The organism is Pasteurella pantherarum (genome assembly GCF_049670885.1).
Classification (GTDB): Bacteria; Pseudomonadota; Gammaproteobacteria; order Enterobacterales; family Pasteurellaceae; genus Pasteurella.
The window spans coordinates 1,487,983-1,514,037 of sequence record NZ_CP187173.1; the positions used below are offsets into that span (position 1 = coordinate 1,487,983).

Sequence of the window (26,055 nt, forward strand, 5' to 3'; positions counted from 1 at the left end):
CTAAAGTGCACCGTATAAGATTTCTTTGACTGCTTGGCGATCTAAATTTTTATGTTCGCCTAAGTTATAGCGTTGATGTTGTGCTAATTTATCTAAAATAACAGAAAATTGACTATCATCAATAGCATAATCACGAAAACGTGTTTTTACCCCCATTTGCTCGAAAAACGCTCTTGTTTTCTCAATCGCATATTGTACGGCGTCATCCCCATTTTCCCCTGAAAAACCCCACACCCGTCGAGCAAATTGAATTAATTTCTCACGTTTTTGTGCTTGTTGATGTTGCATCAGGGAAGGCACAATAATCGCTAATGTTTGGGCATGATCTAACCCATACAATGCCGTGAGTTCATGTCCAATCGCGTGGGATGACCAATCTTCGGGCACACCCACAGCCAAAATATCATTTAATGCCATGGTGGCTGACCACATAATATTGGCTCGGACATCATAATCCGTTGGATTCACCAATGCTTTCGGGCCTTCTTCAACCAGTGTTTGGAACACCCCTTCAGCAAAACGATCTTGAATTTTCGCATTGACGGGATAAGTCATATATTGCTCAAAAGTATGCACAAAGGCATCCACCACCCCATTTGCCGTTTGTCTTTCTGGTAATGAATAAGTGGTTGTAGGATCTAACACTGCAAAAACAGGACGTATCAATGGTGAAGCAAAGGAAAGTTTATCCCCCGTTTCTTTTCGACTAATCACCGCATAACCGTTCATTTCCGACCCCGTCGCAGGTAAGGTCATCACACAACCAACGGGCAATGCCTTCTCAATGGGCATGGCTTTTTCTAAAATATCCCAAGGATCGCCCTCAACAAACACCGCACTGGCAATAAATTTACTGCCATCTAACACGGAGCCACCGCCCACGGCTAAAATAAAATCAATTTTTTCTTGTTTGGCAAGTGCAACTGCTTTCATTAAGGTTTCGTAAGTGGGATTGGGTTCGATCCCTGAAAACTCAATCCATTCAAAATCGGCTAACGCCTCTTCCACTTGGGCAAAAACACCATTCTTTTTGACACTCCCTCCGCCTGTTGTGACCAACACTCGAGCATGAGAAGGAATGTGTTCAGCCACTGCTCGAATCTGATCTTTGCCAAAAATTGCCAAAGTTGGTAACTGAAAAGTAAAATTAAACATGTTGATTCCCCCTATTTATTCACCCTTTTACTTAAAAGTGCGGTCTATTTTGAAAAAGTTTTCAATGCCACATCACAGACTAAAAATAAAAAAAGCTATACTTCCTCAGAAATATAGCTTTTTCACGATAAATAATAAATTAAATTAACACTTGTGCAGGTGCGGCATACCCTTGTGGAACTTCTTTTTTATCATCAAAAGTCACAAATTCCCATGCATCTTGATTGTCTAATACCGCACGCAATAATTTATTGTTCAAACCATGACCTGATTTATAGGCTTTAAAATCACCAATAATGTTATAGCCTGCCATATATAAATCACCAATCGCATCAAGCATTTTATGACGAACAAGCTCATCTTTAAAACGTAAGCCATCTTCATTTAAAATGCGGTAATCATCTAATACGATCGCATTGTCTAAGCTACCGCCTAAAGCCAACCCTTGTGCTTGAAGATATTCAATATCTTTCATAAAACCAAAGGTTCTCGCACGGCTAATTTGCTGAACAAAGGCTTGTGAAGAAAAATCCATCACATAGTTACGCACATCTTTACCAATCGCAGGGTGCTCAAAATCAATGGTAAAGTCTAAACGGAAACCATGATAAGGTTTAAATTCAGCCCATTTATCTCCGTCTTCCACACGGACTTTTTGTTTTACACGAATAAATTTCTTCGCAGCATTTTGCTCTTCAATGCCAGCATCTAATAAAAGATAAATGAAAGGACTTGCACTCCCGTCCATAATTGGAACTTCAGGGGCATCCACTTCAATAATCACATTATCAATGCCTAACCCTGCTAAAGCAGCATTCAAATGCTCAACCGTTGAAATACGCACGCCTGCTTCGTTTACTAAACAGGTACAAAGCATCGTATCACGTACAGAATGTGCATTGGCAGGAAAAGTCACTGGCGGATTTAAATCCGTACGGCAATAAATCACACCCGTATTTGGCATTGCTGGACGTAAAGTTAAGGTCACTTTATTCCCACTATGCAAGCCTACGCCTGTTACTTTAATACTTTGTTTTAACGTTCTTTGTTTAATCATATTCATCTCTTAACTTATTGCACTGATACAACAAGGTTAATCTTCATTACTTATCTGTATTGCGTAAAAAATTTGGTACGCTAAACAGACTTTCATCTTTTTGTAAATTGGTTGGACGTGCCGTAATTGGCGTATCCAAAATACTGGTTTTACTTAAATCTGTTGGTCGATTTGTTGTTGGCTGTGAACCATAACCGCTGTTAGGCACAGTATGCCCACTTAAATTTGCGGGTTGTAACGGTCTTGCCTCACCGGGTGTATGATGAATCGGCTGAGGACGTTGTACAATCTGAACATCTGGCGTTTCAATATCACCGATACCTGTTGCCACAATCGTAACACGGATTTCATCTGTCATTTCAGGAATTAAGGTTGTGCCAATAACTACTGTGGCTTCTTCAGAAGCAAATTCATGGACGGTTTGACCCACCACATTAAATTCGTCTAAACCAAGATCCATTCCCGCGGTGATATTCACTAACACCCCTTTAGCACCTGATAAGTCAACACGTTCTAATAAGTCGCTTTTCACAGCAATACGAGTGGCTTCCTCAGCACGCCCTTCGCCTGCAGAACCTTTACAAGAACCAAACCCGATCATGGCTTGTCCCATTTCTGACATCACGGTTCGCACATCAGCAAAGTCCACGTTGATTAATCCTGGTGAGGTAATCATATCTGAAATACCTGTTACAGAATTACGTAAGACATCATTAGCAGCAGAGAATGCTTGAAGCAAAGTGGCATTTTTCGGCAATGCTTTTGCTAATTGTTCGTTTGGAATAATAATCAGAGAATCAACGTGTTTAGAAAGTTCTTTAATCCCCATTTCAGCAAAAGCCATACGCTTTTTACCTTCAAATGAGAATGGTTTTGTCACCACCGCAACAGTAAGGATGCCTAATTCTTTGGCAATCTGAGCCACAATAGGGGCTGCCCCCGTTCCTGTACCGCCGCCCATACCCGCAGCAATGAACACCATATCCGCACCTTCAAGCATAGCTCGAATGGCATCTTGATCATCTTCTGCAGCTTTACGACCCACATTCGGATTTGCACCCGCACCTAAGCCTTTTGTTGTTGAACCACCGATTTGTACGGTTTGTTGAACTTGGCTTTTGCGTAATGCTTGGGCGTCAGTATTCACTGCATAGAAAATAATTTTTCCATGCTCATCGGAATTCATCATGCTTTCATCGAGTAATGTGCCGCCAATCTCATTTTTAATCATACTGGCAACCATGTGGTTTACAGCGTTACCGCCACCGCCACCTACACCCACAACTTTGATGAGAGCTCCGTCCATTTCACCAAGATCGTAATCTACTGGTTCAAACATATTCATTCTCCGTCGATGCTAATTCTCTGCTAGCACATTATTAAAACTTAAATATTTCTTATTGTAGATGAAAAATCTAAATTCTCAAAATTCTGATCCTACTTTCTTCGCAATTTTTTTCATTCCAGACCATAAAGTCCCTAAAATGCTATTATCATTGCTATAAGTATCATTAATTGGACTTTCATCATTACTGCTATATTCATATTGTAATAAACCCAATACCGTAGAATATTGTGGTTTATTCTCCACATGATGTGTCACACCTGTAATATTTAATGGATTACCAATACGCACATGTAAACCAAAAACTTCTGTCGCACATTCTTTCAGATCTTTAATTTGTGCCCCACCTCCAGTAATCACAATACCGGCAATGAGCTCAAATTTCATTTGCTTACTTTGTAATTCATGTTTAAGTTGAATTAATTCTTGTTTGACCAAGCCAAGCAATTCTTCATAACGTGCAGCAGTCACCATGGATAAACGCTCCTTCGTACAGCGTCCAATCACGCTACCATCAATACTCATCACATCAAATTCTGCTTCGGGATTCTGGCGAGGTGGGCTGACTGCACTGCCGTATTTGACCTTAATATTTTCCGCTTCCACGCGAGATGTCGTGCGGTCATAAGCAATGTCATCAGTCACTCGATTCCCCGCATAAGGAATCACTTTACTAAAACGTAATGCCCCGTTCGTGTACACCATGATTTCCATCGTGCCTGCACCAAAATCAATTAAACAAACGCCAAGATCTTTTTCATCTTCCGTTAAAACAGAATGACTGGCAGCAATGCCTGAGAAAATCACTTTATCAATTTTTAATTTGCAACGTTCTACGGCTTGGCGTAGATTATTTAACCAATCCTGATGGCAAGCAATTAAGTGCACATTTGAGGTTAAACGCCCACCTTGAAAGCCCAGAGGATTTTTAATATTGCGTTGCTGATCTACCGCATATTCTTGAGGGAGACGATGTAATAATGCCAACCCTTCTGGCATTTTGATTGAACTTGCCGTATGTAATGCGGCATCAATATCTTCTTGCGTAACTTCATCGCCCACAATCGGTGCCGCACCACTATCATTCCAGCTTTGAATATGCTCCCCCGTGATTGCCAAAGTGACACTTAAAATTTGACAATCTGCCACGGATTCCGCTAATTCAACGGCACGTTGAACCGAGGTAACCACCGCATTTAAATCCGTAATATTTCCTTTGTCGATACCTTTTGCTGGACAGCTTCCTACCCCAAGAATATTGACGACACCATCAGGTAAAAGTTCGCCGACTAAAGCCACCACTTTAGAGGTGCCTACTTCTAAGCCAACAATAATTTTTGATTCCACAATTTTTGCCATTTTTATCACTTCACAAAATATTCATCCGCATCAATATCGACAAAGCCAACAGCCGCACCAACACGATATCTTAAATCTACATAAGACAACTTTTTATTTTCTGGTACTTCAATTTGTGGATAAATGGTGACAAAACGATCTAACTTTGTTTTCCATTCACCTCTGCCTAATTTTAATACCAGATTATTTTCCAATACGATTTGCCATGCACCACGATCATCAATGGCGACCGCTTTTAATTTTAACCCTTTTTGTTGCAAATTCGCATTCACTTGATGCCAAGCTTCGAGAACTTGTTCACTCTGATAATCTGGTCCAGATAAATGTGGCAAATTTTTATCTTGTAATTTATCCATAGGTAGCTGAAAAATCGCCCCTTCTCGAGATAAAAATTCACCTTCATTCCAAATGGCGACTGGCTGATGCTCAACAACCGCAATGCTTAGCTTATCAGGCCAAATTTTTCTGACGATTGCCCCTTTGATCCAAGGCATGGTCTCAATTTGCTCACGCACCACGTCAATATCTTGTCCAAAAAACCCTTTTAAGCCCCCCATTTTGAGTACAGAATCTCGCACATCATCATAGGTGGTAAACTGCGGTTGATTAGTTAAAATAAACGCATTAATTGGTCGGTCATCTAGAGCTTCTAATAAACGTTGCCAATTTGAATAGACATAAAAAAACACGCCCAAACACAACAAAAAAATCACGATTTTTATAGGATTTAGGCTACTTTTTGCCTCATCATGATAACGAATCGTTTGCTGCGTTGTTCTGCGTTTTATACGTTGCATCATTTCGCACTTAACTCCAAAATGCGGACAACTAACTGCTCAAAAGAATACCCCACCACGGCGGCGGACTTCGGAAATAAACTATGACTTGTCATGCCTGGATTGGTATTGACTTCCACTAAACGAAATTCACCTTGGCTATCTGTCATCACATCAATTCGACTCCAACCACGGCACCCTACCACATCATACGCCCGTTTTACTAGCTGTTTCAATGCAGCTTCACGTTCTTCACTCAAACCTGCTGGACAAAAATATTGGGTGTTATCTGAAAGATATTTTGCTTCATAATCATAAAACTCCCCTTCTGGTACAATGCGTACCGCAGGCAAGACTTCATTATCCAACACTGGCACCGTTAATTCATCACCGGCTAGCCATTCTTCAATTAATACCGTGTCATCATATTGTAATGCAAAATCCACCGCACTTTTTAATGCTTCAACCGCATTGACTTTAGTTAAACCAACACTTGAGCCTTCCAAAGAGGGTTTTACCATAAGGGGTAAACCTAATTTTTCGACAACATCTGCTGGATTTAGTTCTGCTACCGTTTCTTTGGTCACAATTTCCATGTCTGCAACAGGTAATCCAAAGGCTTTCCATAACATTTTTGTCCGCATTTTATCCATGGTTAAAGCAGACGCCATCACACCGCAGCCCGTGTAAGGAATTCCTATTTGTTCGAGTAATCCTTGTATTGTGCCATCTTCACCACCACGACCATGTAAAATATTAAAAACCCGATCAAACCCCTGTGCTTTTAACTCAGCAACAGGGAAAGTTTTGGGATCAATGGGATGGGCATCATAGCCTTGGTTTAATAATGCCGTTAAAACGGCTTGTCCCGAATTTAAGGAAACCTCACGCTCTGCAGATGTTCCACCTAATAACACGGCTATTTTTTCTTGTTTTAATGTTTTTTTCATGTTGTTATCCGCTATTCTTGCGTCCATTTTTCTGCTAATTGACGTGCGATTTTACTCACATTGCCTGCACCTTGTGCTAAAATCAAGTCACCATCTTGTAAAATTTGATCGAGAATATCCCCTAATTGATTATGATCCGAAACAAAAATAGGATCTACTTTACCTAAATTTCGGATTGAGCGACAAAGTGAACGACTATCCGCCCCAGCCACAGGGGTTTCGCCTGCTGCATACACATCTAACATAATTAAGGCATCAACTTGGGAAAGCACTTGCACAAAATCATCAAATAAATCGCGAGTGCGTGAATAACGATGGGGTTGGAATACCATGACCACACGTTTATTTTCCCAACCTTGACGGGCAGCTTGAATAGTCACCCCAACTTCAGTAGGGTGATGTCCATAATCGTCCACTAACATTACTTTCCCAGCAGGACGGATAAAATAACCTAATTGATCGAAACGACGTCCTGCCCCTTGAAAATCTGCCAGTGCGGCTAAAATTGCCTCATTGCCAATGCCTTCTTCTTTTGCCACAACCAATGCTGCAGTCGCATTTAATGCATTATGGCGACCTGGTACATTTAACAGCACATCAATACGCTCACCTGCTGGTGTGATGACGGTATAATGACCTTGAAAGCCCGTTTGTTGATAATCTTCAATGCGATAATCCGCCTTTTCACTGAAACCGTAAGTGATCACATGGCGACCCACTTTCGGCATAAGTTCTTCTAAGACGGGATCATCTGCACAAAGCACGGCGAGCCCATAAAAAGGCAAATTATGTAAGAAATTTACATAAGTTTGTTTCATTTCCTCAAAAGAGCCGTGATAAGTTTCCATGTGATCAGGCTCCACATTGGTGACGACCGAAACCATCGGTTGTAAATGTAAAAATGAGGCATCACTTTCATCCGCTTCCGCAATCAGATAACGGCTACAACCTAAATGGGCATTGGTACCAGCGGATTTCACTAAACCACCATTCACAAAAGTCGGATCCAAACCAGCCTGTGCATAAATCATCGCAATCATGGCTGTTGTGGTGGTTTTACCATGAGTGCCTGCAATGGCAATGCCATGACGAAAACGCATAATTTCAGCAAGCATTTGTGCACGTTGAATCACGGGAATCCGTCTTTCTTTGGCTGTCACCACTTCAATATTATCTGCCTTGATCGCACTCGACACCACTACCACACTTGCCCCTTGTACATTTTCCGCAGAATGTGTGAAGGCAATTTTCGCCCCTAATGAAACTAAACGATTTGTTACCGCACTTTCCATAATATCGGAGCCAGTAACCACATAACCTTCGTTTAAAAGTACTTCGGCAATACCGCCCATTCCTGCTCCGCCGATCCCCACAAAATGGATTTGGCTGACACGACGCATTTCAGGAATCATATCTCTGATACGTTGTTTAAATTCTTTTCCACAATTTGAATTCATCATGCTTTTCTTTCCTACTTTACTTTGCCTCTTCAATGATCACATCTGCAACACGCTGTGCAGAAAATGGCGTAGCCTTTGCTTTTGCTTTCAACGCCATCTCTAGCAAGATACGGCGATCAAATTGATTTAATAATTGAATCAATGCATCTGGATTGAGGTCTTTTTGTTGAATAATTTTTGCCGCACCAACATCGGCTAAATATTTTGCATTTAAATACTGTTGCTGATCTTTATGTTGAAAAGGCACAAAAATGGCGGGGGTTCCCACGGCGGCTAATTCAGACACCGTCAAGGCACCCGAACGACAAATCACAATATCCGCCCATGCGTAGGCTTGTGCCATATCATCAATAAATTCCGTCACATTTACCGAAACATGTTGAGGATATAAGGCACGAATTTTTTCTAAAGCCCCTTGCCCAACTTGATGTCTCACCTCAAGCTTATCCGCCAATTTGGCGACCACCTCAGGTAAGGTCATATTTAATACGTTAGCACCTTGACTGCCCCCCACCACTAAGACACGCAATTTTCCAACTCGCTCGGCAAAGCGTTGTTCTGGAGGGGGCGTTAAAAATAAGGCTTCACGTACAGGATTTCCCACAACCTCTGCCTGAGGAAACGCATTCGGAAAGGCTTGTAACACTCGCTTTGCGATTTTAGCAAGCCAGCTGTTTGTCAAACCAGCCACGGCATTTTGTTCATGTAAAATCACGGGCACACCGCAAAGTTTTGCCGCAATGCCTCCCGGTCCTGAAACATAACCGCCCATGCCTAACACCGCATTAGGTTGATATGTTTTAATGATTTTACGAGCCTGCAAAATGGCTCTAAAAATGGCAAAAGGGGCTTTTAATAAGGCAGTTAGTCCTTTGCCACGCAAACCCGAAATTTGAATAAATTGGATAGGAATACCATGCTTGGGCACTAATTGGGCTTCCATACGATCTTTTGTGCCTAACCAACAAATTTCCCAACCTTGCTTTTGCAAATGTTGAGCCACTGCAATCGCAGGGAAGACATGACCGCCCGTGCCTCCTGCCATCACTAATAATTTTTTCTTTTGTGTTGTCATGTTGTTTTCCTTTATTCTTCTTCTCGCAACATAAAATGACCGATAAATCCTACGTTAAATACACTCAAAAGTGCGGTCGATTTCAAAAAAGTTTTTTAATCATCTCGCAAACGTGCCTGCCCAATTTGCATGAGGCGGTTTTCATGATCAATACGCAATAATAAGCCAATGGAAATTGACATAATAATTAAGCTTGATCCCCCATAGCTAATCAAGGGGAAGGTCAGCCCTTTGGTCGGCAACATCCCTAATGCCATGCCTAAATTAACGAACCCTTGGAAAAAAATCCAAAAGCCAATCCCAAAGGCAAAAAAACCTTTAAAACGTTGCTCTAATAGTAACGAAACCCGTCCAATTTTCATGGCTCGTAACACCAGCAACGCCAACAAAATAATAATGAAGAAAATCCCGAGAAAACCAAACTCTTCGCCCACGACCGCCATCACGAAGTCGGTGTGAGCTTCAGGTAAATATTCTAATTTTTGAATGGAATTACCTAAACCTTCACCATTAAACTCCCCTCGTCCAAATGCCATTAAGGAGTTAGATAACTGAAACCCCGTACCATAAGGATCTTTAAAGGGATCAAGAAACCCGGTGAAGCGTTTTAATCGGTAAGCAGAAGACACTACCAAGGCAATAAAAAGCAACAAACCAATCCCAATTAAGGCTAGGAATTGGAAAAAATGTGCCCCCACAATATATAACAAGCAAAACGTAATAACGAACAGCACAACGGTACTGCCTAAATCGGGTTGTCCAAGTAACAGAAGCCCCATACTGCCCATCACGAGAAAAGGCTTAAATGCACTGAGTTTACGTTCACGAACTTCATCATATTTACGGGTAAAATAACTGGCGAGAAAGCAAGTTAATGCCAATTTTGCAAACTCGGCTGGCTGGAAATTAAATAACACCATAGGAATCCAACGTCTTGCCCCATTCACTTCACGCCCAATGCCAGGAATTAAGACTAAAAGTAATAACAAGATCGCAAGAAAAAACAAGCGAGCATGCCATTCTTCCCATCGTTGCGTGGGAATTTGTACCGTGATGTAACAAAGCCCCAAAGATAAGCTCAAATAAACAGCATCACGTTTTGCAAAATAAAAAGGATCGTTAAATAAACGTGTCCCTACGGGAATAGAGGCGGAGGACACCGCCAATAAACCAATGAGTAACAAAACCACAAATAACCAAAGCAAGGCACGATCATATAACAAATTACTTGGTGTAATACGTGCCCAGCTTTCATATTCCCCTTTAACTTTATCCCAAAATGCCATGGTTTCTTCTCTCGCCTTTGTCTAACTGAATTTTGCTAAGCGAGTAAATTCCTCACCTCGTTGTTCAAAGCAGGAAAATTGATCCAAACTGGCACAGGCAGGTGACAGTAACACCATATCCCCCGCCGTTAAATGTGGGCGTAATGCATTGATTGCTTGTTCCATAGTGTCAAATAATTGGCTTTGTGTGCTAAGTGCGGCTAATTTTGCCCCATCTTGCCCAAAGCAATAACAATAAATGTGCGGTTGCTGAATTAAACTGGCTAATTCGGAAAAATCGGCACCTTTGCCATCGCCACCCAGTAAAAGATATAAATTTCCCGCAACCTGTAACCCTGTTAATGCCGCCACGGTGCTTCCTACATTCGTGGCTTTCGAGTCATTCACCCAACGAACGCCATTGGCAACATGTGCTAATTGAAAACGGTGGTCTAAACCTGCGAACTCACGCAAGGCTTGACGTATCCCGTTCATTGGAATGTCTGCCCCTTGAGCAAGAGCAATTGCTGCTAAGGCATTCATTTCATTGTGGCGCCCGACTAATTTCATCTCATCGCAAGGCAAAATCATGGTCTCTTTTGCCATTAAATATCGCAGACCCTTTTCGCGTTTTACCCAATAGTCTGCATTTTCTTCACCAAAACTAACCGCACTTTTCAGCCCTTCTGTGAACGTTAAAGGATCTTCTGCATTGAAAACCGCCGTTTGAGCATGCTGATAAATCTTTAATTTAGCTTGACGATAATCTTCTAAATCCACATAACGATTCATGTGATCTTCTGTCACATTCAACACGGTGGCTGCTATGGCTTGCAAACTATAGGTAGTTTCTAATTGAAAGCTTGAAAGCTCCAACACATACAAATCATAATCGCCTGCTAAAAGAGATAAGGCGGGAATGCCAATATTGCCCCCCATGCCAACCTTGATACCTGCCTGCTTTGCCATTTCTGTCACTAACGAGGTGACGGTACTTTTACCATTCGATCCCGTAATAGCAATAATCGGCTTTTTTGCTTCACGACAAAACAGTTCAATATCACCCACAACCTCCACTCCTGCTTTCAGTGCGGTCTGAATTTCAGGTGTTTTTAATGCAAGACCTGGACTAATCACAATTAAGTCGCTGTCGAGTAACCATTGTTGATTTAAGCTCCCCGTATGTAACGGAATATGGTCAGGTAAATTCTCTGCACCTGCTGGATTTGCACGTGTATCGATCACCTTAACTTTCGCTTGTTTGGCTAACAAAAAATCCACACAGGACAATCCTGTTTTACCTAACCCTATAATCGTGATGTTTTTGTTTTGGTATTGCATCTTTTTCTCTTTTAATGTGGTGAAATGAGCTTGCTTGCTCATCAATAAAATGCGTCATGGTGGGCATCGCCCACCTCAATGTTTAACGTAATTTCAAGGTGACTAAGCCAATTAACACTAACATCAATGAAATGATCCAGAAACGGACAATCACACGAGGCTCAGGCCAGCCTTTTAATTCAAAATGATGATGAATCGGTGCCATACGGAAAATACGTTGTTTGCGTAATTTATAAGATCCTACTTGTAAAATCACAGAAAGGGTTTCAACCACAAACACCCCGCCCATAATGACTAATAAAAACTCTTGGCGAACTAACACTGCCACCACCCCTAATGCCCCACCTAATGCCAATGAGCCAACATCGCCCATAAACACTTGTGCAGGATAGGTGTTAAACCATAAGAAGCCTAAGCCTGCACCCACAATAGCGGTACAGAACACCACAAGCTCCGCACTGAATTTAATATAAGGAATATGGAGATAGTCGGCAAAATTCACATTACCTGTTGCCCATGCCACTAAGGCAAATGCCCCCGCAACCAACACGGTCGGCATAATGGCAAGCCCGTCTAAACCGTCCGTTAAGTTCACGGCATTACTGGTGCCAACAATCACAAAATAGGCTAGCACAATATAAAATAAGCCTAATTGTGGCATCACCTCTTTAAAGAATGGCACCACAAGGCGAGTGGCGTCCGTATCTTTACCAATGGCATACATTCCCAATACGGCAATCAATGCAATCAACGACAGCCAAAAATATTTCCAACGTGCCACCAAACCATCGGTATTCTTACGGGTGATTTTTCGATAATCATCAATAAAGCCCACTGCACCGTAACCAATCAGAACAAATAAGCTAAACCAAACATAAGGATTGGCTAAATTAGCCCATAATAAGGTGCTTACCGTAATGGCAAATAAAATCATGATACCGCCCATTGTTGGCGTACCACGTTTGCTAAAATGGCTTTCTGGTCCGTCATTACGCACTTCTTGACCAAACTTTAAGACTTGTAAACGGCGAATGATCTTTGGCCCAATCCATAAAGACACCAAAAGTGCGGTCAATAAGGCTAAAATAGCACGCACCGTAATATAAGAAACGACATTAAATCCACTATAATATTGTTGTAAAAACTCACCGAGCCAAACTAACATACAAAGGTTTCCTTCAAAGAATCAATCACATCTTCCATCTTCATACGACGTGATCCTTTCGCTAATACCACGATATGTTGATGTTGTTTTAATCGTTGTTCAATTATGGGTTTTACATAAGCACATAATGCGGCTTTATCTGTAAAATGTTGCCCTAAACTTGCCTCAGAAATGACCGTACTTTCTGCCCCAAAAGAGAGCACTAAATCCAAGTTGGCTGCCCGTGCGTAATCCGCCACTTGCTGATGGCAAAGTTGACTATTTTCGCCTAATTCTGCCATATCTCCAACAATTAAAATGCGGAATGCACAATATTGCTGCAAGACTCGAATGGCTGATTGTAGGGAATCCACATTGGCGTTGTAAGTATCATCAAGCAGTAATAAATGTTCATTGACATGAATCGGGAATAAACGACCTTTCACTTGACTGCGCGTTTCTAAACCTTGTTTCACTTGCTCAAGGGTCGCCCCCACATTCATGGCTAATGCCGTTGCCGCTAAAGCATTGTTTACATTGTGTTCGCCTAAATAAGGTAACTGAATTTGAATACTGCCTTGTGGTGTATGTAACGCAAAGGTTGAGCCTGATTCATTAAATTGCACATTGTCGGCATAAAAATCTGCCTGTTTATCTTGATAAGCAAAATATTGCACCTTGCGTTGAGCAAGGTCTGCAGCCCATTTTTCTGAATAATCATGGGCTTTATTAATAATAGCGACCCCTGTTGACGGCAAACCACGATAAATCTCGCCCTTCGCTTGAGCCACGCCTTCAAGGCTACCAAACCCTTCTAAGTGAGCTGCTGCCACATTATTCACCAGTGCCACATTGGGTTGAGCCAAAGCGGTGGTATAAGCAATTTCACCTTGGTGATTTGCCCCTAATTCAATCACTGCAAATTGATGCTTGGGCGTTAAACGTAATAAGGTTAATGGCACACCAATATCATTATTAAAATTGCCTTCCGTAAACAACACATTTTCAGAATCGCCCGCACTTTTTTGTAAAATGCTGGCAGTCATTTCTTTCACCGTAGTTTTGCCTGAGGAACCTGTCATTGCAACCGTTAAGGGATTGACCTGTTGTCTGACCCATTTAGCCAATTCCCCCAAAGCAAGACGCGTATCTTTCACCACCAATTGTGGCAGTGAAATTTGGGGATTGATCTTTTCCACCACTAACGCCACCGCCCCTTGTTGTTGTGCCTGTTCTAAATAGTGGTGAGCATCAAATTTTTCCCCTTTTAAGGCAAAAAACAAACTGTTTTTGACCGTTTTTCGGGTATCGGTGCTGATGTCTTCAATCTCCACCCTAGGATCGCCTACGAGGTCGGCATGAAGAATTTGTGCAATTTGTTGTGTATTGAGTTTAAGCATAACGACTCACATGTTAAACGTGTTTCTGACCACATCTTGATCAGAAAAATGGTGTTTTTCTTTTCCAATAATTTGATAGTCTTCATGACCTTTACCTGCGATTAAAATCACATCTTCAGGTTTCGCCTCAGCCATCGCAAAGGCAATGGCTTTCTCTCGATCATGCAAGACAGTCACGGCTTCAGGGGCACGAAAGCCCGTTAAGATATCTCGTATAATTTTGGTGGGAGATTCTGTGCGAGGATTATCATCAGTGACAATAACATAATCAGCCAACCGTTCGGCAATATGTGCCATTAAAGGACGTTTACCCGTATCACGATCACCGCCACAACCAAACACACAATACAGGTTGCCATGGCAATGCAAACGTGCCGCTTGTAAAGCTTTTTCAAGGGCATCTGGTGTATGAGCATAATCGACAATCGCCGTCGGTTTTCCCGCTTGTGTCAACATTTCCATTCTGCCACACACCCCTGTAAGACTTGAAACCGTCTGTAAAAGTTCAGTCAAGGAGTAGCCTAATGATAATAATGTCGCCAACACCAACAATAAGTTGCTCACATTAAATTCACCGATTAAGTGGCTTTGTAATTGCCCCTCTCCCCAGCTGGAAGCAAATTGAATGCTGGCACCTTGATGACTAAACTGCACGTGGGTTGCTTTTAACCATTTTGATTGTGTCGGTTGAAAGTTTGGATCACAGCTCACTGCAACGGCGTGATCTAATTCCTGTAACCACATCGCCCCCACAGGATCATCTGCATTAATAATTTGCTGTTTTGGGGATAATGCGGTGAACAACCGTTTTTTAGCCGCCGCATAATTGTCCATCGTGAGGTGATAATCTAAATGATCACGGCTTAAATTCGTAAAAATAGCGGCATCAAATTTCAGTGCCTCAACACGATGTTGTACCAAGCCGTGAGAAGACACTTCAATCGCAGCAAAATCAGCCCCTTGTTCCACAAATTTTGCTAGTGAAGATTGAATTTCGAGTGCCGATCCTGTGGTATTACTGGCTTCTTTCACTTGCCCTAATAAGCCATTACCAATGGTGCCCATCACGGCACTGGTATGCCCTAAACGCTGAGTCCATTGTGCCAATAATTGTGAAATGGTGGTTTTTCCATTAGTGCCAGTTACCCCGACTAACGTCAATTTATCGGAAGGGTAATAATAAAAATGATCGGCGATTTCTGATAAACGTTGTGCAAGCTGATAAAAATGAATAATCGGCACATCTTGACGCCACTCGATCTGTAAATGTTGTGCGGGATTATCGGCTTCGGATAGTACTGCCGCCGCCCCCTTCTCAAGGGCTTGATCAATATACTGACGACCATCAACCTGATGCCCTTTTAATGCAACAAAAAGACAGCCTGGCTGTACAGCTCGGCTGTCTAAGATCATCTCCCTTAATTCAATAGGTTTTAGGGCAAGTTCTTGCCCCAAAAGTGCGGTCAATTTCTGCATAGTTTTCTTAATTTAGTTTTGTTTCATTATCTCGACTTAAGCGAACAACCCGTTTAGCCGTCTTATCTTGTGGCATCGCATCAGGTGGAACGTTATTTGCCCGCAAGGCATAGCCCATAATGCTGGAAAAGACGGGGGCTGAAATCGCACCACCATAATATTGCCCTGCTTTCGGATCATTAATTAATACAATCAAGGCATAACGCGGATCTGACACGGGGGCAACCCCTGCGGTATACGCAATGTATTTATCCACATAGCGACCATTTTCTAATTTTTTCGCAGTCCCTGTTTTAATTCCCACACGATAACCTTCAACCATGGCACGTTTGTTTTTGATTGCCACTTTTTCCATCATATTCACCACTTCTCGTGTGATTTTTTCAGAAAAAACCCGTTGACCAATCACAGGTGGATCGACTTTTGTAATGGATAACGGTCGATAAATACCAAAACTGCCTAGCGTCACATAAGCACGAGCAATTTGGAGTGGGGTCGCATTAATCCCGTAGCCATAAGCCACGTTCGCACGTTCAATATCTGACCAACGTTTACGTTTCGCATTCAATAAGCCTGATTGCTCACCAATTAAGCCCAAATCCGTCGGTTTTCCTAACCCAGCACTCATGTAAGTGTCCATCAGTGCAGAAGGTGGCATACGTAATGCTAGACGGCTTACCCCTCGGTTACTGGAGTTTTCTAAAATGCCATCTAAAGTTAATTGATCACGTGGGGCAACATCACGAATTTCATGTCCATTTAAGACTAAAGGTCCTGTATTAATCACTTCATTACGTTTCACGGCTCCCCGTTGAAGTGCGGTCAAAACTACAAAAGGTTTCACCGTCGAACCCGGCTCAAAGGTATCCGTAATGGCACGGTTACGCATTAACTCTGCTTTCGCCCCTACTCGATTATTCGGGTTATAAGAAGGGGCATTTGCCATGGCAAGTACTTCGCCCGTACGCACATCAACCAACACGGCAGTGCCTGATTCTGCTTTATTTTCAGCCACAGCTTTTTTGATTTCACGATACACCATGGATTGTAATTTTTCATCAATACTCAAGGTGACATCTTGTGCATCATATTTTTTAATGTCCGTGATATTTTCCACAACATTACCGTATTTATCTTTACGATAAGTGCGAGAGCCTGACTTGCCAATCAACAACGCATTAAAACTTTTTTCGATTCCCTCAATACCTTCTCCATCAATATTGGTATAGCCAATTAAATGGGCGGTTTCTTCTACTCGAGGATAAAAACGACGAGGTTCTGTTTTTAACGCCACCCCTTTGATTTTTAGTTGTCTCACATAATCAGCAACGGTAGGGGAAACTTGGCGAGATAAATAAACAAAACGTGCACGAGGATTTTTTTCAATCCGCTTTAACATCTCATGATGGGAAATATCCAATACTTCAGACAACGCTTTCCAACGTTCTTTTTCTTTTAAGGAATTTTCCTCAAAAATAAATTTCGGATCAGCCACAATCGAATACATCGGCACACTCACCGACAAAAGTTGCCCATGGCGATCAAGAATTGCACCACGTACTGATTGAATTTCTTGTTTACGCAAGGAACGTTTATCCGCTTCTTCCATTAAGGAGTCGGAATTAACAATTTGCACATAAGCCGCTTTCGCAATTAACGCACTTAACCCCAAAAAAATAGAAAATAGTGCAATCCAATAACGAAATTTAAGAAAGCTATGCTGATAAACCACTTTCGGTTTATTGGGTTTAATCGCTTCCGTCTTCGTTTTTTTCACTTTTTTGACTTTTTTTGCCGTATTAAATTTAACCATTTTGCCACCTCAAAATGTTACTCGACAATTAACACTTCTTGCTCAGGTTGCACCGCTTTCATCCCTAATTGACGAGCGATTGCTTCAATACGCGTGTTATCACTTTGCGTTGCTTCTTCTAATTTCAAATTCAAATATTCATTTTCAAGGGCTTGATGGGCAATGAGTAATTGACCTTTTTCTGCCACTAAAATTCGTGTTTGATGGGTTACCCAAACCGTGCCTAATGCCGTCACAACAATGAAAAAAAGTAACGCCATGACGATCTTATTGGCATTAAATAAATCTTCTAAAATAATATGATGGAGTGGATAGCGATCATTGTTTTCTAGCATGGGATTTTCTCCGCAACTCGTAACACCGCACTGCGAGAACGTGGATTATGTGCCTGTTCTTCCTCACTTGGCATAATCGCTTTGCCGATCACTTTTAAGGTTTGTGTTTTTTTGATCTGATCTTCACGTAAAGGTAAACCTTTTGGTAAACGCTCACCTTGGCTTTGCTTACGCATGAAATGTTTTACCATGCGATCTTCTAACGAATGGAAACTAATAATCGATAAACGCCCTTCAGGTGCGAGGACACTCACTGCCGATTGTAAAACACTTTCTAACTCATCTAATTCCGCATTAATAAAGATACGGATGGCTTGAAAACTCCGTGTAGCAGGATGTTTGTGTTTATCTTTAAAAGGAACGGATTGAGCAATTAACTCTGCTAATGCTAAGGTGCGAGTTAAGGGTTCCGTTCCATTTTGCAAGGCATGTTTGTTGTAATTGACAATGGCACTGGCAATACGTTTTGCAAAACGCTCTTCACCAAAAGTTTTTAACACCCACGCCAAATCTTGTTCAGACACCTGTTGTAACCATTGGCTAGCTGAAAGCCCTTGGGTGGTGTCCATTCGCATATCTAATGGTCCGTCTTTCATAAAGCTGAAACCTCGTTCAGCTTCATCAAGCTGGGGGGAAGAAACCCCTAAATCTAATAAAATGCCATCAATTTTGCCCACTAAATCTAATTTTTCACAAATGGCGGGGATAGCAGAAAAACTATTATGCTCAATATGAAAACGAGGATCTTGGATGGTCTTTGCTTCTGCAATTGCTCGAGGATCACGATCAATGGCAATTAAACGCCCATTGTCGGCTAACTGAGAAAGGATTAAACGAGAATGTCCACCTCGTCCAAATGTACCGTCGATATAAATACCTTTTTCTTTGAGGGCAAGTCCCTCAACCGCTTCGTGCAACAAAACGGTGATATGTTCAGGCGAAGAAAAAGTATTTTGCTTATTCATAATCATTACCAATGGTACAAAGTAAAAAGGAAATAAATTTATAAGAATGAGATAAGGCGGTGCCAAGCACCGCTTATCTTTTGCTAGTGCTGCTGTTCTTTAGTCAGAAATCAATTTCTTTATAATGACAGCATTTTTAATTCATCAGATTGAGCAAATTCATCCGTTGCTGCTAACGCCATATCTTTTTCAATTTGGGCATGCCATTCTGCCTCGCTCCAAATTTCAAATTTATTTAGTTGACCGACCAACATCAAACCTTTTTCTAACTTGGCGTGTTGTCGTAAAGGTGCACTAATTAAAATACGACCTGCACTATCTAATTCACATTCTGTGGCATACCCCATCATCACACGTTGTACACTACGCTGTTTTTGATCAAAATTTGATAATGCTAAAAGTTTTTGTTCGATGACTTCCCATTCTTTTAAAGGATAAAGTAATAAACAGGCTTGTCGAATATCCACCGTACAAACCATTTGCCCTTGACTGCTTTCCAAGATCTCAGCACGGTAACGTGTTGGAATCGCTACACGACCTTTTGAATCTAGATTGATGGCTGATGCTCCACGAAACATTGGGCGATTCCTTATTTAAGCTTAAATGATGACTCAATTTAGGAAGTTTTAACAATTTTTACCACAAAACCCCACATATCACCACTTTTTTCTAAGTTTAGTATTAGTTTGGTTAAGTTGCAAGCAATTTCAGGCTATATCAGCGTAAAGTTTTGTATATTTCCATCAGGAAAAAATATATCAAATGAAGTGAAATAAAAATCGACACCTCACCAATAAAAAAGCTCCCGATTTATTGTCGGGAGCTTTGATAACTGGGTGTTTTTTCAGTTTTTATTTGGCGACATCATCCACCAATGCATCAGGATCGCTTTCACCTAATGGTTTAAGCATGGTGAAGAATAACAAGGTACAAAATGCGGTTAAACCTAAACCGAGATAAACAGAAAGTTGATAATCTAAATGAAAACCGATTTTGTTGTAAGCTAGGTAAGTAAAACATACCGTGCTGATAAACATGGCTGGGATTGTACATACCCAATGGAATTTATGATAGCGATATAAATAGGCAGCGGCTGTCCATAACATCACCATCGCTGTGGTTTGGTTTGCCCAGCTGAAGTAACGCCATAATAAGCTGAAGTCGATTTTCGATACAATAAAGCCCAATGCGAATAATGGAATGGCGATCACTAAACGCTTAATCAGTGTTTTTTGCTCCAATTTGAAGAATTCCGCAATGATTAAACGTGCTGCACGGAAGGCAGTATCACCCGATGTGATCGGTAACACAACCACACCAAGAATGGCAAACACGCCCCCAATTGCCCCAAGGAAATGGATAGATGAATCATAAACCACTTTTGATGGTGAACCTGCATCAATAGCAACTTGTAGTGCCGTTGGATCTTCATAGAAACTTAACCCCACAGCACACCATACTAAGGCAATTACCCCTTCAGCAATCATCGCACCGTAGAAAATAAAGCGACCTTCTTTTTCATTTTGTGCACAACGTGCCATTAATGGTGTTTGTGTCGCATGGAAGCCAGACAATGCCCCGCAAGAAATCGTTAGGAACAATAATGGCCAAATTGGGACATCCCCTTTAGGTTGGAAATTTTCAAAGAATTTATCAATCTCTAATCCACCAACAGTACGGAAAAATTCAATGGGCTCAGCCGAGTTTAAATGGCTGCTGACTAAGCCATAAATCATCCCAAAGGTCATGAAAAGCAATAATGCACCAAATAATGGATAAATACGGCCGATAATTTTATCAATAGGCAAGAGAGTAGCGATAATGTAGTAAACAAAGATAATGGTTGTCCAGATCACCAATACTGTTGAGGCATCATAACCAAATACGGTTGCGGCACTTCCTGCCGTTTCAACAACACCGAGGTTATCAACAGTAATTGTGCTTAATAATTTCGCTGGGCTTGCCACAAATACCACGCCCACTAACAGCAATAACACGACGGCAAGTAAGTTAATAAATGATTTCACTTTTGTGCCTAAATAACGCCCTGCTAAAGCTGGCATGGAGGCACCACCGTTACGCACGCTTAACATGCCACAAAAATAATCATGCACCGCCCCTGCAAAAATACAGCCAATAACAATCCAAAGCATGGCAACAGGACCATATAATGCACCAAGAATAGGACCGAAAATTGGACCAGTCCCCGCAATATTTAATAATTGAATCAACCAGATTTTTTTCGTTGACATAGGCATGTAGTCAACACCATCGTTCATGGTATAAGCAGGTGTCGTTTTCTTAGGATTGATCACAAAGATCTTTTCAACCACTCTACCATACACAAAATAGCCTAGTAGCAAAATCGCTATACAAAAAAAGAACCATAACATAATGAAGTACCTTAAATAAAAAAATTATGAGTTTTAATCACTTTTCCCACAAATAAAAAAGCCGCTTGGTATTGTATTTCAGTTGTAATAATTAAGTAAACATACAGATCTCATAACATCACAAAATAGTGACAACTTTGTGATAAGTATCACGCTTTAGCACTATATTTTTACTCACTGACTAGGATAAAATCGGCAAAATATCACCGCACTTTTATCACTCAAATACACATCACCAAAATATGGAAGAGAAAAATGGCTTTACATCGTTGCCCTGAATGTCGACAAAAAATCAGCGATAGTGCAATATCTTGCCCCCATTGTGGCTTTTCATTCAAAGAAGCGGATTTAGACAGGTATCGGCAAAAGTTGGAAGAACGTTGGCGACATAACCAAGAAATCAATAAACAAAGTACCAAATTGCACTTGGTGTGGTTGGTGGTTTTTATATTGGTAATTGGGATCGCAAGTGTGATCGTGAATGGTTAAAAGTGCGGTCTATTTTGGACATATTTTGAAAAAGCGAATCTGCCGTAAAAGATTCGCTTTTCCCTATTTATCACATTTCGTGCTTAGGCTTTTTCCACTTCTAAACGTTCAAAGGCTAACACGTTATTTTCTAATTTTCTTAACAAGAGGGTGGCAATTCCTGTAATCAGCAAATAAATCACGCCCGCAATACCATAAATGGTTAAAGCATCATATTCTGTGCCATAAAGCTGTCTTGCATAGCCCATAATATCCATGATGGTGATAGTTGAAGCAAGAGATGTGCCTTTAAACACCAAAATAATTTCATTGCTATAAGACGGCAAGGCACGTTTTAACGCATAAGGTATTAAGATTTTTAAGGTTTGTAAACGGGTAAAACCTAATGCCGCACAACTTTCCCATTGCCCTTTGCCAATGGCTTTCACTGCCCCATGAAACAGCAAGGTGGAATACGCTGCACTATTTAATGCCAAGGTTAACATGGCACAAAACCAAGCGTTCGATAAAATTGACCAAGCAGCACTTTGTACAATCCACTCGAATTGCCCCGGCCCTGCATAAATTAAGAAAAATTGCACCAGTAACGGCGTGCCTGTAAATAAGGTCACATAAGTGCGAACAGCACAGTTCACCAACTTATTCCCCATGGATAAGGCAAAGGTGAACATTAAGGCTAAAAGCAATGCGACAAGTAACGACACCGCAGTCAAAATCAGGCTCGTTGGAATACCTTGTGCAATGATCATGAAATATTCTTGCACCATTACTTCACCCCTCTCTCAAAACGTGTAAAACGATAGTCCAATTTACGAATGATAAACTGGCTAATTAACGTAATGGCCAAATAAAGTAATGCGGCAATGCCATACCAAGTAAATGGCTGATGAGTCACCGTGTTCACTAATTCCGCTTGACGCATTAAATCATCAACACCAATTAAGGACACCAATGCCGTATCTTTGAGTAACACGAGCCATTGATTACTTAAGCCTGGTAACGCATGACGCCAAACTTGTGGCATCACAATATGCACGAAAGTATAGCCTCGACTTAAGCCCAACGCAGCACCTGATTCCCATTGCCCTAAGGGAATGGCTTGAATCGCACCACGTAAGGATTGTGAAGCATAAGCGGCAAAAATAATCGACAAGGCGAAAACACCACAGCTAAATGCACTAAATTGGATAAATTCTCCCGTGATCATTTCCACCACTTCGGTGGATCCAAAATAAATGAGTAATACCACGAGAATTTCAGGTAAGCCCCGTAATAACGCAATCGTTACTGAGGTGGGTTTGCGAATCCATGACCATTTGCTGGTTTCTAACACCACAAAGAACATGGATAAAATCAACCCCACAATTAACGAACAAACCGCCAACCCTAAGGTCATTAGGGTTGCGGAATACATTAAAGAAAGATAATCAAAAAACATAATCGATTATTTTGTCATCCATTTATCGTAGATTTTTTGATATTCGCCACTTTCTTTGATCGCAGCTAACCCTTTGTTTAAGTCTGATAAAAGTGCTTTATTGGCTTTGTTCACTGCAATACCTAAACCATTACCAAAATATTTTTTGTTATTCACTTTATCACCCACAAAGGCTAATTCTGGCTCTTTATTAAGCATATCCACTAACACTGCGGTGTCGCCGAAAATAATATCAATACGACCGTTTTTTAAATCTAAAATCGCATTTTGTAAGCTTGAATATGGCACAGGTTGATATTGCTTAGCTTCTGCAACGACATATTGTTGGAAGGTGGTGCCATTTTGTATCCCCACTTTCTTCGCTGTGGTTAAATCCGCTTTCCCTTTGACCGCAATAAAACTCGCAGAACTGTCATAGTATGGCTCACTAAAGCTCACTTGTTTTGCACGTGTTTCTGTAATATCAATAGCAGAAATAGCCGCATCAAAATGCTTAAATTTCAAACCACTAATCAAACTATCGAAAGATTGGCTTTTAAAATGACAAGTCGCTTGAATGTGCTGACAAATCGCATTGGCAATATCAACATCAAAGCCTACTAGCTCACCTTTTTCATTGGTTAATTCAAAGGGAGGATAACTTGGCTCCATGGCGAAAGTAATGTCTTTTGCGTATGCAGTAAAAGCGGTCCCCGCAAGCAGTGCGGCTAAAAGTAATTTTTTCATGTTATGTCCTTATTTTAATGTGATAAATATTGTTTAAATTGTTCTGTTTGTGGATATTCGAAACAGCTTGCATCCCCCATTTCCACAATATGCCCTTGTTCCATATACACGACTTTGGTCGCCACTTTACGTGCTACCGCCACTTCGTGGGTGACAATGACTTGGGTAATGCCTGTTTGTTGTAACTCTTTAATAATATCCACCACTTGTGCCGTAATTTCAGGATCTAAGGCAGCAGTGGGTTCATCAAATAATAAAACCTGTGGCTTCATCATGAGTGCACGGGCAATCGCCACACGTTGCTGTTGACCACCAGATAAATGTAATGGAAAACGATCAGCAAATTTTTCTAGGCGTAAACGTGTCAAAAGCTCAAGTGCTCGTGCTTTTGCACTATCATCATCAAGCCCTAACACCTTTTTCGGTGCTTCAATTAAATTTTCAATCACCGTCAAATGTGGCCATAAATTGTATTGTTGGAATACCATGCCCACATCTTGTCTCAATTGACGGATTTTTTTAGCATTTGCTTTATCGGAAGATAAATCAAACCGATTATTCGCAATTTCCAGCTCACCCGATACGGGGACTTCCAGTAGATTTAAGGTTCGGATTAAAGTACTTTTCCCTGCTCCACTTGGGCCTAGTAGGACAACGGTTTCCCCTTCTTCTGCGTCTAAGTTAATGTTAAATAAGGTTTGTATAGAACCATAAAAAAAGTTTAAATTTTTAACACGAATTGCCATTCTTAAAAAATCTCTAATATTTGCAAAATTGCAATAATATTAATATTCAATGCATAATTATGCAAATATAATTTCGTTTAAAAAATCAAATCATAAAAAAAATCCCCAACCTAAAGGTTGAGGATTTCTCAGGACAAGATAATGTTTATTCCGCTTTCGCCATTTCAAATTCAACTAACATCATTAAAATATGAATGACTTTAATGTGGATTTCTTGAATGCGATCTGCATAGCGAAAATGTGGTACACGGATTTCCACATCCGCAAGACCTGCCATTTTACCGCCATCTTTCCCTGTTAAGGCAATCACTTTCATGCCTTTTGCTTTTGCCGCTTCAATGGCATTTAGCACATTTTTAGAATTTCCCGACGTGGATAAACCAAATAGTACATCACCTTTTTGCCCCACGGCTTCAACATAACGTGAAAAGACATATTCATAACCGAAGTCATTACTCACACAGCTCAAATGACTAACATCAGAAATGGCAATGGCGGGATAACCAGGGCGATTTTCACGATAACGCCCGGTGAGTTCTTCCGCAAAATGCATGGCATCACAATGAGAACCACCATTTCCACAAGAAAGGACTTTTCCACCTTGTTTGAAGCTATCAGAAATCAATAAAGCCGCTTCCTGAATTAACTTAATATTGTTGTCATCGCTAATAAATTTATTTAGCACATCTGCCGCTTCATTTAATTCGGCTTTAATTTGATCAAGATACATGCTGGCCTCTTTCGTTGTTAACCTATCATTCGTCTAGTACAACATTACCGATATACCCTAAGTTACGATAACGTTGTGCGTAATCAATCCCATACCCAACCACGAATTCATCAGGAATGGTGAAGCCCACCCATTCAACGGAAACATTCACTTCACGGCGAGAAGGCTTATCTAATAATGTACAAATTCTAAGTGATGCTGGATCACGTAAATTCAAAATTTCACGCACTTTCAATAAGGTGTAACCTGTATCAATAATATCTTCTACAATTAATACATGCTCATTTTTAATATCACCCTCTAAATCCTTGCTGATTTTCACATCATGATTTGTCGTCATACCGCTACCATAGCTGGCGGTTGTCATAAATTCAATCTCTACAGGCAGGTTAATTTCACGTACTAAATCCGCCATGAACATAAAAGAGCCACGTAGAAGCCCCACTACAATTAATTTATCAATGTTATTTTGCTGATAATATGTCGTGATTTCACGACCAAGTGCTTGAATACGAGAACGGACGTCCTGTTCGGAGATAAGAATATCAACATGATGCTTTTTCATTCGATTTACCTTTAGGTAGGATTATAAAGGGGTATTCTACAAAAAAAAGGCT

25 protein-coding genes are annotated in these 26,055 nt (G+C 40.9%); 1 reads left to right on the plus strand and 24 read right to left on the minus strand.

Annotation, left to right across the window (positions count from 1 at the left end; genetic code table 11):
• From ACPEEM_RS06950 to ACPEEM_RS07035, 18 genes are all read right to left on the minus strand, one after another.
• Entirely contained in the window at positions 1 to 1,155 is a 1,155-nt protein-coding gene (locus ACPEEM_RS06950; RefSeq protein ID WP_424406436.1) for an iron-containing alcohol dehydrogenase, read from the minus strand.
• Between the two features lie 139 nt (positions 1,156 to 1,294).
• Entirely contained in the window at positions 1,295 to 2,212 is a 918-nt protein-coding gene (gene lpxC / locus ACPEEM_RS06955; protein ID WP_424401489.1) for a UDP-3-O-acyl-N-acetylglucosamine deacetylase, read from the minus strand.
• A gap of 46 nt (positions 2,213 to 2,258) precedes the next feature.
• The gene (gene ftsZ / locus ACPEEM_RS06960; protein WP_424401490.1) at positions 2,259 to 3,551 is read right to left on the minus strand and encodes a cell division protein FtsZ; all 1,293 of its coding nucleotides are present in this window, start codon (positions 3,549 to 3,551) and stop codon (positions 2,259 to 2,261) included.
• A gap of 84 nt (positions 3,552 to 3,635) precedes the next feature.
• Positions 3,636 to 4,916 carry a cell division protein FtsA gene (ftsA, locus tag ACPEEM_RS06965; RefSeq protein ID WP_424406438.1) on the minus strand — a complete coding sequence of 427 codons (1,281 nt, stop codon included), beginning with the start codon at positions 4,914 to 4,916 and terminating at the stop codon, positions 3,636 to 3,638.
• 5 nt (positions 4,917 to 4,921) lie between these two features.
• On the minus strand, positions 4,922 to 5,713 hold the full coding sequence (locus ACPEEM_RS06970; RefSeq protein WP_424404055.1) for a cell division protein FtsQ/DivIB: 792 nt from the start codon (positions 5,711 to 5,713) through the stop codon (positions 4,922 to 4,924).
• Positions 5,713 to 6,642, minus strand: a complete 930-nt coding sequence (locus ACPEEM_RS06975; protein ID WP_424401492.1) for a D-alanine--D-alanine ligase — start codon at positions 6,640 to 6,642, stop codon at positions 5,713 to 5,715. Before ACPEEM_RS06975 ends, ACPEEM_RS06970 begins: the two co-directional genes overlap by 1 nt.
• Before the next feature lie 11 nt (positions 6,643 to 6,653).
• Entirely contained in the window at positions 6,654 to 8,102 is a 1,449-nt protein-coding gene (murC, locus tag ACPEEM_RS06980; protein ID WP_424406440.1) for a UDP-N-acetylmuramate--L-alanine ligase, read from the minus strand.
• Positions 8,103 to 8,118: 16 nt separating this feature from the next.
• Entirely contained in the window at positions 8,119 to 9,177 is a 1,059-nt protein-coding gene (gene murG / locus ACPEEM_RS06985) for an undecaprenyldiphospho-muramoylpentapeptide beta-N-acetylglucosaminyltransferase (RefSeq protein WP_424401494.1), read from the minus strand.
• A 95-nt stretch (positions 9,178 to 9,272) separates the two neighbouring features.
• A complete protein-coding gene (gene ftsW / locus ACPEEM_RS06990) occupies positions 9,273 to 10,463 on the minus strand; it encodes a putative lipid II flippase FtsW (protein ID WP_424401495.1) in 1,191 nt (396 codons plus the stop codon).
• Between the two features lie 21 nt (positions 10,464 to 10,484).
• A complete protein-coding gene (murD, locus tag ACPEEM_RS06995) occupies positions 10,485 to 11,783 on the minus strand; it encodes a UDP-N-acetylmuramoyl-L-alanine--D-glutamate ligase (RefSeq protein WP_424401496.1) in 1,299 nt (432 codons plus the stop codon).
• A gap of 82 nt (positions 11,784 to 11,865) precedes the next feature.
• Positions 11,866 to 12,948: a phospho-N-acetylmuramoyl-pentapeptide-transferase gene (mraY, locus tag ACPEEM_RS07000; RefSeq protein WP_424401497.1), complete on the minus strand. Its 1,083-nt coding sequence runs from the start codon at positions 12,946 to 12,948 to the stop codon at positions 11,866 to 11,868.
• Complete coding sequence (gene murF / locus ACPEEM_RS07005) at positions 12,942 to 14,327, minus strand: UDP-N-acetylmuramoyl-tripeptide--D-alanyl-D-alanine ligase (RefSeq protein ID WP_424406442.1); 1,386 nt, start codon at positions 14,325 to 14,327, stop codon at positions 12,942 to 12,944. The genes mraY and murF overlap by 7 nt, the downstream gene beginning before the upstream one ends.
• A gap of 6 nt (positions 14,328 to 14,333) precedes the next feature.
• Positions 14,334 to 15,803 carry a UDP-N-acetylmuramoyl-L-alanyl-D-glutamate--2,6-diaminopimelate ligase gene (gene murE / locus ACPEEM_RS07010; protein WP_424406443.1) on the minus strand — a complete coding sequence of 490 codons (1,470 nt, stop codon included), beginning with the start codon at positions 15,801 to 15,803 and terminating at the stop codon, positions 14,334 to 14,336.
• A 7-nt stretch (positions 15,804 to 15,810) separates the two neighbouring features.
• Complete coding sequence (gene ftsI / locus ACPEEM_RS07015; RefSeq protein ID WP_424401500.1) at positions 15,811 to 17,616, minus strand: peptidoglycan glycosyltransferase FtsI; 1,806 nt, start codon at positions 17,614 to 17,616, stop codon at positions 15,811 to 15,813.
• A gap of 17 nt (positions 17,617 to 17,633) precedes the next feature.
• Positions 17,634 to 17,951 (minus strand): cell division protein FtsL, encoded by a 318-nt coding sequence (ftsL, locus tag ACPEEM_RS07020; RefSeq protein WP_424401501.1) that lies wholly within the window; start codon positions 17,949 to 17,951, stop codon positions 17,634 to 17,636.
• Positions 17,945 to 18,916 (minus strand): 16S rRNA (cytosine(1402)-N(4))-methyltransferase RsmH, encoded by a 972-nt coding sequence (gene rsmH, locus ACPEEM_RS07025; RefSeq protein ID WP_424401502.1) that lies wholly within the window; start codon positions 18,914 to 18,916, stop codon positions 17,945 to 17,947. The genes ftsL and rsmH overlap by 7 nt, the downstream gene beginning before the upstream one ends.
• A gap of 119 nt (positions 18,917 to 19,035) precedes the next feature.
• The gene (gene mraZ / locus ACPEEM_RS07030) at positions 19,036 to 19,494 is read right to left on the minus strand and encodes a division/cell wall cluster transcriptional repressor MraZ (RefSeq protein WP_424401503.1); all 459 of its coding nucleotides are present in this window, start codon (positions 19,492 to 19,494) and stop codon (positions 19,036 to 19,038) included.
• 273 nt (positions 19,495 to 19,767) lie between these two features.
• Positions 19,768 to 21,309: a carbon starvation CstA family protein gene (locus ACPEEM_RS07035; protein ID WP_424401504.1), complete on the minus strand. Its 1,542-nt coding sequence runs from the start codon at positions 21,307 to 21,309 to the stop codon at positions 19,768 to 19,770.
• A 255-nt stretch (positions 21,310 to 21,564) separates the two neighbouring features.
• Here ACPEEM_RS07035 and ACPEEM_RS07040 point away from each other — a divergent pair, with 255 nt between their 5' ends.
• On the plus strand, positions 21,565 to 21,798 hold the full coding sequence (locus tag ACPEEM_RS07040) for a zinc ribbon domain-containing protein (RefSeq protein WP_424406445.1): 234 nt from the start codon (positions 21,565 to 21,567) through the stop codon (positions 21,796 to 21,798).
• Positions 21,799 to 21,881: 83 nt separating this feature from the next.
• Here ACPEEM_RS07040 and artM read toward each other — a convergent pair whose 3' ends face one another.
• The 6 genes from artM to hpt form a co-directional block, all read right to left on the minus strand.
• Positions 21,882 to 22,565: an arginine ABC transporter permease ArtM gene (artM, locus tag ACPEEM_RS07045; protein ID WP_424401506.1), complete on the minus strand. Its 684-nt coding sequence runs from the start codon at positions 22,563 to 22,565 to the stop codon at positions 21,882 to 21,884.
• Entirely contained in the window at positions 22,565 to 23,236 is a 672-nt protein-coding gene (artQ, locus tag ACPEEM_RS07050) for an arginine ABC transporter permease ArtQ (RefSeq protein WP_424401507.1), read from the minus strand. Before artQ ends, artM begins: the two co-directional genes overlap by 1 nt.
• 6 nt (positions 23,237 to 23,242) lie before the next feature.
• On the minus strand, positions 23,243 to 23,962 hold the full coding sequence (locus ACPEEM_RS07055) for an arginine ABC transporter substrate-binding protein (RefSeq protein ID WP_424401508.1): 720 nt from the start codon (positions 23,960 to 23,962) through the stop codon (positions 23,243 to 23,245).
• A 14-nt stretch (positions 23,963 to 23,976) separates the two neighbouring features.
• A complete protein-coding gene (artP, locus tag ACPEEM_RS07060; protein ID WP_424401509.1) occupies positions 23,977 to 24,708 on the minus strand; it encodes an arginine ABC transporter ATP-binding protein ArtP in 732 nt (243 codons plus the stop codon).
• Between the two features lie 145 nt (positions 24,709 to 24,853).
• Positions 24,854 to 25,438, minus strand: coding sequence for a D-sedoheptulose 7-phosphate isomerase (gene lpcA, locus ACPEEM_RS07065; RefSeq protein ID WP_424401510.1), 585 nt, complete (start codon positions 25,436 to 25,438; stop codon positions 24,854 to 24,856).
• Between the two features lie 25 nt (positions 25,439 to 25,463).
• The gene (gene hpt, locus ACPEEM_RS07070; protein WP_424401511.1) at positions 25,464 to 26,003 is read right to left on the minus strand and encodes a hypoxanthine phosphoribosyltransferase; all 540 of its coding nucleotides are present in this window, start codon (positions 26,001 to 26,003) and stop codon (positions 25,464 to 25,466) included.
• Positions 26,004 to 26,055 lie beyond the last annotated feature (52 nt).

Excerpts from the sequence above, each read along its gene's own strand:
- murG (WP_424401494.1), bottom strand. The coding sequence starts at position 9,177 with ATGACAACACAAAAGAAAAAATTATTAGTGATGGCAGGAGGCACGGGC.
- ftsA (WP_424406438.1), bottom strand. The coding sequence starts at position 4,916 with ATGGCAAAAATTGTGGAATCAAAAATTATTGTTGGCTTAGAAGTAGGC.
- ACPEEM_RS07035 (WP_424401504.1), bottom strand. The coding sequence starts at position 21,309 with ATGTTATGGTTCTTTTTTTGTATAGCGATTTTGCTACTAGGCTATTTT.
- rsmH (WP_424401502.1), bottom strand. The coding sequence starts at position 18,916 with ATGAATAAGCAAAATACTTTTTCTTCGCCTGAACATATCACCGTTTTG.
- murE (WP_424406443.1), bottom strand. The coding sequence starts at position 15,803 with ATGCAGAAATTGACCGCACTTTTGGGGCAAGAACTTGCCCTAAAACCT.
- ACPEEM_RS07055 (WP_424401508.1), bottom strand. The coding sequence starts at position 23,962 with ATGAAAAAATTACTTTTAGCCGCACTGCTTGCGGGGACCGCTTTTACT.
- murD (WP_424401496.1), bottom strand. The coding sequence starts at position 11,783 with ATGCAATACCAAAACAAAAACATCACGATTATAGGGTTAGGTAAAACA.
- ftsI (WP_424401500.1), bottom strand. The coding sequence starts at position 17,616 with ATGGTTAAATTTAATACGGCAAAAAAAGTCAAAAAAGTGAAAAAAACG.
- murF (WP_424406442.1), bottom strand. The coding sequence starts at position 14,327 with ATGCTTAAACTCAATACACAACAAATTGCACAAATTCTTCATGCCGAC.
- artM (WP_424401506.1), bottom strand. The coding sequence starts at position 22,565 with ATGGTGCAAGAATATTTCATGATCATTGCACAAGGTATTCCAACGAGC.
- murC (WP_424406440.1), bottom strand. The coding sequence starts at position 8,102 with ATGATGAATTCAAATTGTGGAAAAGAATTTAAACAACGTATCAGAGAT.
- ftsW (WP_424401495.1), bottom strand. The coding sequence starts at position 10,463 with ATGGCATTTTGGGATAAAGTTAAAGGGGAATATGAAAGCTGGGCACGT.
- ACPEEM_RS07040 (WP_424406445.1), top strand. The coding sequence starts at position 21,565 with ATGGCTTTACATCGTTGCCCTGAATGTCGACAAAAAATCAGCGATAGT.
- ACPEEM_RS06970 (WP_424404055.1), bottom strand. The coding sequence starts at position 5,713 with ATGCAACGTATAAAACGCAGAACAACGCAGCAAACGATTCGTTATCAT.
- artQ (WP_424401507.1), bottom strand. The coding sequence starts at position 23,236 with ATGTTTTTTGATTATCTTTCTTTAATGTATTCCGCAACCCTAATGACC.
- artP (WP_424401509.1), bottom strand. The coding sequence starts at position 24,708 with ATGGCAATTCGTGTTAAAAATTTAAACTTTTTTTATGGTTCTATACAA.
- hpt (WP_424401511.1), bottom strand. The coding sequence starts at position 26,003 with ATGAAAAAGCATCATGTTGATATTCTTATCTCCGAACAGGACGTCCGT.
- lpcA (WP_424401510.1), bottom strand. The coding sequence starts at position 25,438 with ATGTATCTTGATCAAATTAAAGCCGAATTAAATGAAGCGGCAGATGTG.
- ftsL (WP_424401501.1), bottom strand. The coding sequence starts at position 17,951 with ATGCTAGAAAACAATGATCGCTATCCACTCCATCATATTATTTTAGAA.
- ACPEEM_RS06975 (WP_424401492.1), bottom strand. The coding sequence starts at position 6,642 with ATGAAAAAAACATTAAAACAAGAAAAAATAGCCGTGTTATTAGGTGGA.
- lpxC (WP_424401489.1), bottom strand. The coding sequence starts at position 2,212 with ATGATTAAACAAAGAACGTTAAAACAAAGTATTAAAGTAACAGGCGTA.
- mraZ (WP_424401503.1), bottom strand. The coding sequence starts at position 19,494 with ATGTTTCGTGGAGCATCAGCCATCAATCTAGATTCAAAAGGTCGTGTA.
- ACPEEM_RS06950 (WP_424406436.1), bottom strand. The coding sequence starts at position 1,155 with ATGTTTAATTTTACTTTTCAGTTACCAACTTTGGCAATTTTTGGCAAA.
- mraY (WP_424401497.1), bottom strand. The coding sequence starts at position 12,948 with ATGTTAGTTTGGCTCGGTGAGTTTTTACAACAATATTATAGTGGATTT.
- ftsZ (WP_424401490.1), bottom strand. The coding sequence starts at position 3,551 with ATGTTTGAACCAGTAGATTACGATCTTGGTGAAATGGACGGAGCTCTC.